We start from the raw sequence: 12,613 nt of genomic DNA on the forward strand, positions 1-12,613 counted from the left end.
CGGAATTGGTATTATGTTAGAAAAGTCTTATATTATAGCAGAAGCAGGTGTGAACCACAACGGGTCCATCGATATGGCGATCGAGTTGCTCGACGTCGCAGTTCGCGCGCGATGTGACGCGGTAAAATTTCAAACGTTCAAAACAGAACTTTTGGTCAGTAAGTCGGCTCCTAGGGCAGAATACCAAAATCAGAATACGAAAGATTTCGATTCCCAGTATCAAATGCTTAAGAAGTTGGAGCTTTCCGAAGATCAGCATAGGGTTCTTGTCGAATATGCGAAATCTAAATCTATCGAATTCTTATCTACTCCGTTCGATATCGAAAGCCTAAAATTATTAACGGGAACGTTCGGTATTTCTAAAATCAAAGTCCCATCTGGGGAGATTACAAACGCGCCTTTTCTTTTTGAAATTTCGAAAAAAGCGGAAAGAATTATTCTTTCCACGGGTATGAGTAATCTGTCAGACATAGAAAATGCGTTAGGCGTCATTGCCTATGGATTTTTGTTTCCTTTGGATACATCTCCGACTCTTGCAAAGTTCGCGGAAGCTTACGCGTCGCTCGAAGGCAAACAGGAACTAAAAAAAAGGGTCGTATTGCTTCATGCGACCACGGAATATCCTGCTCCATTTGCCGAAATTAATTTGAAAGCGATGAATACTCTGAAAACCTCTTTCGGTCTTTCCGTGGGTTATTCGGACCACTCTGAAGGGATTCATATTCCGATCGCGGCAGTCTCTATGGGCGCGAGCGTGATCGAAAAACATTTTACTCTGGATAAGAATCTTCCCGGGCCGGATCACAGAGCCTCTCTCGAACCGGACGAACTGATAAAAATGGTTCGAATGATTCGTGAAGTCGAATCTGCTTTCGGAGACGGAATAAAGATACCCTCCGTCTCCGAAATTAAGAACATGAGAATCGCACGAAAAAGTCTTCACGCAGCGCAAAATATTGCGAGAGATGATTTATTTACGAATCGGAATTTGGTTTGTAAACGGCCCGGAAACGGTATTTCACCGATCCACTACTGGGATTATATCGGTAGAAAGTCGAATCGCGAATATTCCCAAGACGATATTCTTGAGTCCTTATAAAATATGAGCCAAATGAAAACATTTCTAGTTGCCTGCGGCGGGCACGGTAGAGTTGTACTCGATTCGTTTCTTAACGTAGGAAATTCCGTTGAAGGAATTATAGATAAGAATTTGGATATAGATTCGTACGTTTTTGGAGTCAGGGTTGTTGGAGGTGACGACCTGCTAAAACAATTCGATCCGAATTCGACTCGGTTGATCAACGGATTCGGATTCGTAAAGTCGATTTCAACACGAAAGAATAAATACGAAGATTGGGAACGTTCGGGATTTCAAATCGTAGGAATCAAACACCAATCCGTATTCTGCGGTAGCGAATGTATCATTGAAATATCCAGTCAGATAATGGCCGGCGCGGTTTTACAGAATCGGGTAAGGGTTGGTGAAAACGTAGTAATCAACACAAGAGCCAGCATCGATCATGATTGTGTTATCGGAAAACACACATTTATTTCTCCGGGAGTAGTGCTGTGCGGAGGTGTATCGGTTGAGGAATCGGTTTTCATTGGTGCGGGTGCGATCGTTCTTCCAGGCGTAAGAATAGGTAAAAATTCGGTCGTTAGCGCAGGTGCCTTAGTAAATAAGGACGTCGAAAGTGAAACTGTGGTTGCCGGTAGCCCAATCCGAAAATTGAAAGGATAAAACGATGGAGAATTGGGATAATAGTAAGCTAAGTTCCGAACAAACCTTGATAGAAGCGATTCGCGCTATGGATTCTTCAGGAATTCAATTGATTTTGGTTTCGTCAAAAGACAATATTCTGGAAGGAATTCTAACGGATGGAGATATTCGAAGAGCGATCTTAAAGGGAAGTAGTCTCGATATCAAAATTGGCGACGTGATGAACCGTAAACCAATGACGGTACAAGTTGAAACTCCGCAAGACGAAATGCTTTCCATTATGAGGAGATATACACTCCATCATCTACCCGTTATTGATAAAGAAGGTAAGATTGTTGAAATTATCACGTTAGACGAATTGATCGGTGCGATCGAACGACCGAATTGGGTCGTCCTTATGGCAGGCGGTTTGGGAAAACGATTAAGACCTCTCACGGATCAAATCCCTAAACCGATGTTGTCCATCAGCGGAAAGCCTATTCTTGAAAATATTCTACTCGGGTTCATGGAACAAGGGTTTAGAAAGTTTTATATATCCGTTAATTATAAGGCTGAGATGATCAGGGATTATTTTGGCGACGGCGAAAAATGGAAGGTTCGTATCGAATACTTGGATGAAAGTAAAAGTCTTGGAACTGCCGGCGCGCTATCGACGATAATCGAAAAACAAAAGTATCCGTTGATTGTTATGAATGGAGATCTGTTGACGAGGGCGAATTTTTCGACTCTTTTAAAGTTCCACCATAGCGAGAACTCTTTAGCTACGATGTCTGTCAGAGAATATGATTTTCAAGTCCCCTACGGCGTCGTGAATGTCGAGGATTATCAAATTAAAAGTATAGAAGAAAAGCCTATCCATAAGTTTTTTGTAAACGCTGGTATTTATGTTCTTTCTCCGGAAGTGATCGAGCTGATTCCGAAAGATACGTTTTTTGACATGACGACCTTATTTGAAAATTTAATAGAATTAAACAAAAAAACTTCTGCGTATCAATTGAAGGAATATTGGTTAGACATTGGAAGAATGGAAGAGTTTGAACGTGCGCAACGCGAGTGGGGGAACCAAACGTTTTGATCAACGACGAAAAAATTTTAGCGATTATCACCGCTAGGGGCGGCTCTAAAGGAGTTCCTAAAAAGAATATTCGCGATCTCGATGGAAAACCTTTGATCGCATGGACGATCGAAACTGCGAAGAAATCAAAATACATCGACCGATTGATCCTTTCTTCGGATGATCGGGAAATTATTCAGGTCGCGGAAGAATACGGATGTGAGGTTCCATTTGTAAGAGAGTCGAGGCTTGCAATCGATACCGCCGCTAGTATGGACGTCGTTATCGACGCGATCGAAAGATGTCCCGGTTTCGAATGGGCCGTCCTTTTACAACCTACGTCCCCGCTTAGAATTGCCGAAGATATTGATTCAGCAATTGAAAACTGCATTTCGTTCGGGTCCGATTCCTGCGTTTCCGTAACGGAAGTTGAAGAAAGTCCATTTTGGATGTACCGTATCGAAAACTTTCGGCTAAAATCGATACTGGAATCCCCGCCTGCCTTTAGAAGGCAGGATTTACCTGAAATTTATTCTTTGAACGGCGCCGTCTATATTTCAAAGATAAAATCTTTACTTGAGAAGAAATCTTTTCTTCGAAGTGATACGCTTGCCTACATAATGCCAAGTATCCGTTCCGTGGATATCGACACCGAAATGGATTTCGACTTTTTAGAATATTTAATAAGAGAGAAAAAAATATGAATCCTTACCCAAAAAGAAGGCCCTTTCAAATCGAACCTTATACTAAGAAAGAAGGTGAGCTGAAGACTTATTACGGACTACCTAAGGAAATCGGTTTCTGTAAGAGATGTGTTATCTCCAATCAACGACCTAACTCGACTCCTGAATATTCTCATACGAAAGAAAGTAAAAAAATAACGATTCATTTCGACGAGGAAGGAATTTGCGACGCCTGTCGGGTTTCGGAGCAAAAACAAAAGATAGATTGGGAAGAGAGAGAAAAACAATTAAGAGAGTTATGCGATAGACACAGAAGTAAAGACGGTTCCTACGATTGTATCGTTCCGGGATCAGGTGGAAAGGACAGCTTTTATGCGGCGCATATGCTCAAATACAAATATGGAATGCATCCTTTAACCGTTACCTGGGCGCCGCATATTTATACCGAATGGGGTTGGAAGAATTTTCAGAGTTGGATACATGCTGGATTCGACAACTTTCTATGTACTCCGAACGGACGGGTTCACCGATTATTGACTCGATTAGCCGTGGAAAATTTATTTCATCCCTTTCAGCCGTTCGTGTTCGGCCAAAAATCTCTCGCTCCAAAAATGGCGCTCCTACACAAAATTCCGCTCGTATTCTACGGTGAAAATGAAGCTGAATACGGAAATCCGATAGAAGATACAACGACTGCAAAACGGGATTGGTCCTATTTTACTTCCGAAGATAAGTCCAAAGTTCATTTAGGAGGAACCTCCGTATCCGATCTAAATAAATACTTTGGAGTGGGTGATCACGATTTACAGCCATATTTGCCAGCGGATCCGCAACATATAGAGAAACTAAAAGTGGAAGTTCATTATTTAGGATATTATCTTAAATGGCACCCGCAAGGTTGTTACTACTATTCGGTTGAAAACGGCGGCTTTCAGGCGTCTCCGGAAAGAACTCCCGGAACTTACAGTAAATACAATAGTATCGACGATCGTATCGACGATTTTCACTACTATACAACGTTTATCAAGTTTGGTATCGGTCGTGCAACTTACGATTCTGCTCAAGAAATAAGGTCCGGAGACATTTTAAGAGAAGAAGGAATTGCTCTTGTCAAACGATTTGACGGAGAATTTCCGGAAAGATTCGCCGACGAGATTTTTAAATACCTGAGTATTCCAAAAACTGAATTTCCCGAAGCCTCTGAAATGTTTGAACAACCCATAATGGATTACGAATATTTTATGCATCTTTCCGACTGTTTTAGATCCCCTCACTTATGGAAATTTGAAGACGGAGAATGGAAATTGAGAAAACAGGTCTGGCAATAAAATATCAGCATGGCAAGAGTTCGCTTAATAGCAAGATTAGATATCAAAGGTCCGAACTTAATCAAAGGTATCCACTTAGAGGGTTTGAGGGTCGTAGGAGATCCTCAAGAGTTCGCGAAAAGATACTACGAACAGGATGTGGATGAATTGATCTATATGGATATTGTCGCAAGTCTATATGGAAGAAATAGCCTTCACGATTTGATTAGAAATGCGGCACATCACGTGTTCGTGCCGATGACCGTCGGTGGAGGAATTCGATCCATCGAAGATGTTCGAGAGATACTTCGCGCCGGTGCGGATAAGGTTGCGATCAACACCGCAGCTGTAAAAAGACCCGAGCTGATCGGTGAAATTGCTCAAACTTTCGGTTCACAATGTATGGTCCTTTCCATTGAAGCTAAATCCATCAGCCAAGGTAAATGGGAAGCGTTTACTGATAATGGTCGCGAGAGAACTGGTCTTGACGTAGTCGAATGGGCAAAGAGAGGGGTTAGTCTCGGTGCTGGAGAGGTTTTGCTTACTTCCGTCGATCGTGAAGGAACTAAAAAGGGATTTGATTGTGACTTGGTGAAAGCGGTTAGTGAGGCGGTTTCCGTTCCGATCATTGCTAGCGGTGGAATGGGAAATCCTGTGCACTTAACAGAAGTGGTAAAAAACGGTCACGCGGACGCAGTTGCCATAGCAGACATACTACACTACAATCGTTATAGCCTGTCCGAACTTCGAAATGCGGCAATAGAATCCGGTATCGAGGTAAGGCAAATTAAATGAAAAAAGAAATCGTAGTTATCGATTACGGAATCGGAAATTTATTTAGCGTTAAACGTTCTTTCGAATCTTGCGGAGCTAACGTCGTATTGACGAGCGACTTTGACCGGATTTTAGCGGCGGATCATTTAGTTCTACCTGGAGTCGGCGCCTTTGCGGACGGAATGAACGGTCTGAAAAAACGCGGTTTAGATAAAGCGATTGTAGAATATGCAAAAACGGGCAAACCGTTGCTTGGAATTTGTCTGGGAATGCAAATGCTCGCAACAACGAGCCAAGAATTCGGATCACACAAAGGGCTCGATCTTGTGCCGGGAAAAGTGATTGCGATTGAAAATACGAGTGCCGACGGTAAACCTCATAAGATTCCTCATATCGGTTGGGAAGATTTGGTAAAACCTAACGAAAAGACAAGTTGGGATCATACAATTCTTAAATCTATCCCGGAAAGATCTGCAGTTTATCATATTCACTCCTTCACGTTCTTTCCCGACGCTGAGATATATCGATTGGCGGATTGTTTTTATAACGGGAAAAGGCTTTCTTCCGTTATAAGGAAAGAGAATGTATATGGTTGCCAGTTTCACCCGGAGAAGAGTGGAAAGATCGGCCTTGAAATATTAAAAAACTTTTTATATCTGTGAAGATTTGACGATTCTATCTTATCTTAGGTGATGCAACTTTATTACGAATATTCAGCTGTGAAAATTAACAATAACCGAAACAACGACTTACGTGAAGCTAAATTTTAAGAAGCTCAAAAAAGTTCCCGTAATTATCTTCGATAAAGAAAGAAGCGCGGATCTTGCCTCCGTATTGCTTGAAAATATCGAATACGAAGTGCTTCCGAGTAGAAGGGAGGAAATCTATGTAAACTGGCGCGTTTTGATCGTTTTTATCGGACTATCGATTCGGTTCATTCTAATAAATCTTTTTAATAAAAAATTGCTTGCTTCGTCTAAACTTTTCGTAAGAGGCCTTTTTTTACAATATTTTAAATCCGTAATATTTCTGACCAAACCTAAAGTCGTAATCACGTTTATCGATAATAGTTTCTTCTTCCAGCTCTGTTCCAAAGAAATACCTGAAATTAATTTTTGGGCGATTCAAAACGGTTTTAGATGCGAGTTGGACGTAACTCGCTGGCTTCCGGATTATCCAAAACATGAAAAGATCTTTCTTCAGAGATTCTATTGTTTTGGAGAGTTTGAAAAAGATCTATACTTAAGAAATTCTCACCGGGTAAATGAGTTTAGAGCTGTCGGTTCTTTTTTTCTGGGACAATTTTTGGAAACCGTTCAGTCGGTCCCGGTCGAAGATATCTATGACATTTGTCTCATTTCAAATTATATTCACGATTTGACTGATCGAGATACGCGAGGTATTGCGCGGGCAAATGTCAAACTTGCCATGTATCTTTCTAAATTCCTTAAGGAAAATCGGTTAAGGACTATAATCGCTCTGAGAGCCAACGATCCATTCGAGAAAGAATTCTATAGGAAGTATTTCGGCGAGTCCGTGGAATTTACCGATCGAACTCTTACCAAGTTCTCGACCTATCATGCCATTTGGCAAAGTCGACTTAGCATAACGTTTTTTTCGACGGTCGGTTTTGAAGCATTGGGGATGGGAAAAAAGATCGTCTTTTTAAATTATTCGAGGATTCCAGAATTTAATCCGTCGATGTCAGGAACTTGGTTTTCGTCAGAAGAAAAATACGAGGTATTCAAGGCAGTAGTTACTAAAAATTTGAATATGAGTAAAAATGAATTTAATAAATTAGCTGCCGATTTTCAAAAATATACAATGAATGTGTCTCAGAACGTTTATACTCATCGATTTATCCGCAAGGATATCGAGTCCGTGCTTAATATAACTAATGGAACTGAAGAAACAACATGATCCCATACGGAAAACAAGATATTTCTCAAGAAGACATTGACGCTGTCGCCAGTGTTTTGCGTTCCGATTTTTTAACCCAGGGGCCGACCGTCCCCAAATTTGAAAAGTTGGTCGCAGAACAGTGTCAGGTAAAATATTCCGTTGCGGTAAACAGCGCCACCTCGGCCCTGCATATCGCCTGTCTCTCATTGGGAGTAGGGGCAGGAGATATCGTATGGACAAGTCCGATTTCCTTTGTCGCGAGTGCGAACTGCGCTCTCTACTGTGGAGCGACAGTGGATTTTGTTGATATAGATTCTAAAACCTATAATCTGAGCACGGCGAGCTTAGAAGAAAAATTAGTGGTGGCCGAAAAGGAAGGGAAGCTTCCGAAAGTGGTCATTCCCGTCCATTTCGCGGGGCAATCCTGTGAAATGAAACAAATCCATGCGTTGTCCTTGAAATACGGTTTTAAAATCATTGAAGACGCATCTCATGCAATCGGCGGACGTTATTTGAATGAACCGATCGGAAACTGTAAATACAGTGCGATCACGGTTTTTAGTTTTCATCCGGTAAAGATAATAACGACTGGCGAAGGCGGTATGGCCCTTACGAACGATATAGAACTCTATAATAAGATGTATCGATTGAGAAGTCACGGAATCACGAGAGACGCGGCGGAAATGACGCAGGTGCCCGACGGTCCTTGGTATTATCAGCAATTAGAACTCGGCTATAATTATCGTATGACGGATTTACAGGCGGCTTTGGGTGTAAGTCAGCTTTCTCGTTTAGACGAGTTCGTCCGTAAACGGCACGAGTTGATGAAAGTTTACGACCAACTTTTAGCTGATAAACCCGTACAAAAACCTTGGCAACATCCTGACAGTTATTCCGGATTGCACCTATACGTGATTCGCTTAAAATTAAACGAAATAAAAGAAAGTCACGCTCAGATATTTGAACGATTCAGAAGCGCAGGTATTTTGGTCAATCTTCATTACATTCCGATCTATCGGCAACCATACTATGCACAGTTCGGATACGATAAGAACGATTTTCCGGAAGCCGAAGCGTATTACAAAGAGGCGATTAGTATTCCAATGTTTCCGGCTTTAAAAAAAGAGGAACAGATAGAAATCGTAGAACGTTTGGTTAAACCTATCGGTCACCAAACGTTATTTTAATCCATTTTAAGAATTATCGTTGTGATCTCCTCCTTAGCTCTGGGAACGGTTCAATTCGGTTTGCAGTATGGTATTGCAAACAAAGCCGGACAAATTCAGTTTAATGAAGCTTCCGATATATTAGATGAAGCTTGGGTAAACGGCGTTAGAACATTGGACACGGCCGCTGCCTACGGTGAAAGCGAACGAGTCCTCGGCAAAATCGGGGTAGAGGGCTGGAAGATCATCTCAAAGCTTCCTCCGTTACCGACAGACTTACTATGTGTGGAGGAATGGGTCAATCGAACAATAGAAGGTTCACTTTCAAGGTTGAAGGTAGATTCCTTATCTGGTTTGCTTTTGCATAATTCCTCAAACTTGCTCGAGGAGAAAGGATGTGAACTTTACGAATCTCTAATGCGATTAAAAAATCACGGAGTTGTGGAGAAAATCGGGATTTCCATCTATCATCCGGACGACATCGATTCTTATCTATCAAAATACGAACTCGACATCGTTCAGTTACCTTTGAATGTTTTCGATAGGCGATTGATTCGTTCCGGGCAAATCGATAAATTGATGACGAAAAAAATCGAGATTCATGTAAGGTCAGTTTTTCTTCAAGGGCTTTTGTTGATGAATTCTGATACACGCCCTCCGTTTCTAAATCGCTGGTTGTCGCTAATGTCGAAATGGGATCTTTGGATTCTCCAAAATCAAACCACGCGCTTAGAAGCCAGTTTGGGTTTTGTCGGTTCTGTCCTTGGAATTGAAAAGATAATTGTCGGAGTCGATTCAAAGGCGCACTTAATTGAAATTTTGGAGAGTTGTCGCGGTAATCGGTTTTTGAAGATACCGGAAGATATTTCCTCGGAAGACAAGGATTTGATTCTTCCTTACAATTGGAAATTATAAGTTAACTATCGTTACGTTTTATTCTATCTTGCTTCTAAGTATACATGAATAAGATTAAAATATTAGGTATTTTGCAAGCGCGAACTTCATCAACGCGTCTTCCACAGAAGGTTTTAAAGAAAATTTTGGGCAGACCGATGCTGGAACTACAGTTGGAAAGAGAGGCGCGAAGTAAGAAGATAGACAAGCTTATCGTTGCGACCAGTGAAAACGATTCCGACGACGAACTTGCGTCGCTTTGTCTAAGACTGGATGTTCCTTGTTATCGTGGAAGTTTGAGCGATGTATTGGATCGATTTTACAAGGCGGCAAAAGATTACGAACCGGAATGGATCGTAAGATTAACCGGTGATTGTCCGTTAGTGGATTCCGAGCTTCTTGATGCGGTCATCGAGTTTGCGATTTCGAACGATTTCGATTATGCAACGAACGCGATAGAGGCAACCTTTCCGGATGGGCTGGATGTGGAAGTTTTTAAATTTTCCGCTTTAGTGGAAGCGTGGAAGAATGCGACCTTGCCATCGCAGAGGGAGCACGTAACTCCTTACATCAACAGACAACCTGCGAAATTTAAGATCGGACATTATCAGTCTGAAGTGAATTTATCTTATTTACGGTGGACCGTAGACGAACCGGAAGATTTTGAATTGGTTGAGAATATCTACAACCATCTTTATCCAAGAAATCCGGAGTTTACGACAAAAGATATCATCGATTATTTAGAATCGAATCCTCAATGGAAAACACACAATTTAAAGCATGAACGCAATGAAGGATATAGGAAATCTTTGATGGAAGACAAAAAGCAGAACTTTCGAAATAGAATAAAAAAATCTTTAAATACTCAAGAGTTAGCTAGTAAGAGAATCCCCGGAATGGTTCAGCTTCTTTCTAAAAGACCGGATTTATATTCGTACGGCGTTTGGCCCGGCTATTACAAAAAGGCAAAGGGTGTTGAAATTTGGGACTTGGATGACAATCGATATATAGACATGAGTATCGGCGGAATCGGTGCTAATGTATTAGGTTATGCGGATCCCGATGTAGACGCGGCCGTTCTGGAGGCCATTCAAAACGGAAGCAGTTCCTCTCTCAACTGCGCAGAGGAATTACTTTTAGCGGATCTGTTGTGTGAAATTCATCCCTGGGCGGAAAAAGTCAGATTCGGAAAGTCCGGAGGAGAATCGATGGCGATCGCCGTTCGAATCGCGAGGGCCTATACGAAGAAGGATAAGATTGCTTTTTGCGGTTATCATGGATGGCATGATTGGTATTTAGCTGCAAACTTAGGCACAGAGAACGCATTAGGTGAACACTTAATACCAGGACTTTTGCCAAATGGAGTTCCTAAAGCCTTAAAGGGAACTTCTTTTCCTTTTCGATACAATCAACTTTCTGACTTGGAGGAGATCGTGGCAAGGGAAGGAAAGGATCTCGCCGCTATAGTAATGGAACCTATAAGAGGTACTTCGCCTACGAAAGAATTCATCGATGGGGTTCATGAAATTTCAAAGAGGACAGGAGCAGTCCTAATTATCGACGAGATTTCTTCCGGATTTCGGATCAATTCCGGAGGGGCTCATCTTGTCCTGGGAATCAATCCTGATATCGCCGTATTTTCGAAATCATTAGGGAACGGCTATCCTATTGCCGCCATTGTTGGAAAAGGGGATATTATGGATTCGGCACAAACAACTTTCATTTCCAGTACATTTTGGACTGAACGGATCGGATCCACCGCCGCGATTGCTACGATCCAAAAACATAGGAGCCTGAACGTTGGGGTGCACCTAAAACATATCGGGGACAGCGTTCAAAAGGGATGGAAAGAATTATTAAAAAAACATAATATTCCCGGTGGCGCTGGCGGCTTGACCCCGATAGGATATTTAACTTTTGATCATACGGATGCGCTTGTTTGGAAGGCTTATTATATTCAGGAAATGATTGCAAAGGGTTTCCTGGCCACCACGGGCTTTTATTCGATGTATGCTCATTCTGATGAACACGTTCGAGCTTATTTAACTGCGGCGGATGAAGTTTTGATGGGTCTCGCAGAATTAATCCAGAAAGGACTCGTCCGAGACAACTTAATTGGAAGTCCTGCGGTAAGTAGTTTTGCCAGAATCAACTAAATAGGAAACTAATCTTAATATGAATTTAGAAGAAGAATCAAAAATTTGCCCTGGATGTTTGAGTTCTGATATTCAATTTAATTATTTTGTGTCATCAGACGGGTTTTTAAGCGTTTCTGGATTTAATCATTCCAGATGCAATAAGTGCCATTCTGTTTTTTTGAATCCACGACCTACAAAAGAGTCGTTGGTTTCTTTTTATAAATCAACTGAGATGGAAGAAACCGTTGAAGCCGAAATTGCAAGAAATTCTGCTGAAAGAATATTGAATGAAGATAAGAAATCTTATTTTATACAAAATCGGATACTGCCCCTTCAAAAATTTCTAAAACCAAATGCAAAGATATTCGATATTGGATGCGGCGTTGGAGCTTTTGTTCGTGCGATGAAAAACGAGGGATATTCTGCACAAGGATGCGATTTATCTAACGTCTCCCTAAGTGTAGGGAAGTCGCTTTTAGGCTTGGTAGACTCCGATATTTTCTATGGAGATTATGATTCCATTCCGGAAGCCAACTACGACTTAATCACGTTGTGGACTGTAGTGGAGCATTTGCTCAATCCGGAGGAAACACTCTCGTTTATCAAAAGTCGTCTTCGTTCTGGTTATCTATTACTTGAATTTCCTACTGCCGATAGCCTGATGATGGAACTCTATGGAAAAGATTACTTTTGGGTAATGCCTCCCTATCATATTAATCTATTTACATTAGCTGGCCTAAAAAACCTGCTTTCCCGAGTTGGTTTTGAAATTCTTTACGTTCACGGAATGCCCTCGAATTGGAATTTTTTTGAATCCATCGCCAAGTCAACATCGATGTCAGATAAATTAAAAGAAAAGATAAAAAGCCAATGTCCGGAATTTATTTTTGAAATTGATCGAAACATGGATAAATATGCGGCAACCCTCGGCAAAGAGTCGGTCAAATATGTAATTTGCAGGATCAGGGATTGACT

The 12,613-nt window shown here is 41.4% G+C and carries 12 protein-coding genes; all 12 read left to right on the top strand.

The window, feature by feature from the left end; genetic code table 11:
* Positions 1-13 precede the first annotated feature (13 nt).
* The 12 genes from neuB (at position 14) to JWG44_RS17075 (ending at position 12,611) form a co-directional block, all read left to right on the top strand.
* Positions 14-1,099 carry an N-acetylneuraminate synthase gene (gene neuB / locus JWG44_RS17020; RefSeq protein WP_205276200.1) on the top strand — a complete coding sequence of 362 codons (1,086 nt, stop codon included), beginning with the start codon at positions 14-16 and terminating at the stop codon, positions 1,097-1,099.
* A gap of 12 nt (positions 1,100-1,111) precedes the next feature.
* Entirely contained in the window at positions 1,112-1,741 is a 630-nt protein-coding gene (locus tag JWG44_RS17025) for an acetyltransferase (RefSeq protein ID WP_205276201.1), read from the top strand.
* 4 nt (positions 1,742-1,745) lie between these two features.
* The gene (locus JWG44_RS17030; protein ID WP_205276202.1) at positions 1,746-2,795 is read left to right on the top strand and encodes a nucleotidyltransferase family protein; all 1,050 of its coding nucleotides are present in this window, start codon (positions 1,746-1,748) and stop codon (positions 2,793-2,795) included.
* Positions 2,792-3,478 (top strand): acylneuraminate cytidylyltransferase family protein, encoded by a 687-nt coding sequence (locus JWG44_RS17035; RefSeq protein WP_205276203.1) that lies wholly within the window; start codon positions 2,792-2,794, stop codon positions 3,476-3,478. The genes JWG44_RS17030 and JWG44_RS17035 overlap by 4 nt, the downstream gene beginning before the upstream one ends.
* On the top strand, positions 3,475-4,785 hold the full coding sequence (locus JWG44_RS17040) for an N-acetyl sugar amidotransferase (protein WP_205276204.1): 1,311 nt from the start codon (positions 3,475-3,477) through the stop codon (positions 4,783-4,785). Before JWG44_RS17035 ends, JWG44_RS17040 begins: the two co-directional genes overlap by 4 nt.
* A gap of 9 nt (positions 4,786-4,794) precedes the next feature.
* Complete coding sequence (hisF, locus tag JWG44_RS17045) at positions 4,795-5,559, top strand: imidazole glycerol phosphate synthase subunit HisF (RefSeq protein WP_232371704.1); 765 nt, start codon at positions 4,795-4,797, stop codon at positions 5,557-5,559.
* On the top strand, positions 5,556-6,200 hold the full coding sequence (hisH, locus tag JWG44_RS17050) for an imidazole glycerol phosphate synthase subunit HisH (RefSeq protein WP_205276205.1): 645 nt from the start codon (positions 5,556-5,558) through the stop codon (positions 6,198-6,200). The genes hisF and hisH overlap by 4 nt, the downstream gene beginning before the upstream one ends.
* 91 nt (positions 6,201-6,291) lie before the next feature.
* A complete protein-coding gene (locus JWG44_RS17055; protein WP_205276206.1) occupies positions 6,292-7,458 on the top strand; it encodes a hypothetical protein in 1,167 nt (388 codons plus the stop codon).
* Positions 7,455-8,627 carry a UDP-4-amino-4,6-dideoxy-N-acetyl-beta-L-altrosamine transaminase gene (gene pseC, locus JWG44_RS17060; protein ID WP_205276207.1) on the top strand — a complete coding sequence of 391 codons (1,173 nt, stop codon included), beginning with the start codon at positions 7,455-7,457 and terminating at the stop codon, positions 8,625-8,627. Before JWG44_RS17055 ends, pseC begins: the two co-directional genes overlap by 4 nt.
* 21 nt (positions 8,628-8,648) lie before the next feature.
* Positions 8,649-9,521, top strand: a complete 873-nt coding sequence (locus JWG44_RS17065) for an aldo/keto reductase (protein WP_205276208.1) — start codon at positions 8,649-8,651, stop codon at positions 9,519-9,521.
* Positions 9,522-9,565: 44 nt separating this feature from the next.
* Positions 9,566-11,656, top strand: a complete 2,091-nt coding sequence (locus JWG44_RS17070) for an aminotransferase class III-fold pyridoxal phosphate-dependent enzyme (RefSeq protein WP_205276209.1) — start codon at positions 9,566-9,568, stop codon at positions 11,654-11,656.
* Positions 11,657-11,675: 19 nt separating this feature from the next.
* Positions 11,676-12,611 carry a class I SAM-dependent methyltransferase gene (locus tag JWG44_RS17075; protein ID WP_205276210.1) on the top strand — a complete coding sequence of 312 codons (936 nt, stop codon included), beginning with the start codon at positions 11,676-11,678 and terminating at the stop codon, positions 12,609-12,611.
* The last annotated feature ends 2 nt before the right edge of the window (positions 12,612-12,613 follow it).

Origin of the sequence: Leptospira ainazelensis, from assembly GCF_016918785.1 — a bacterium.
GTDB lineage: Bacteria > Spirochaetota > Leptospiria > Leptospirales > Leptospiraceae > Leptospira > Leptospira ainazelensis.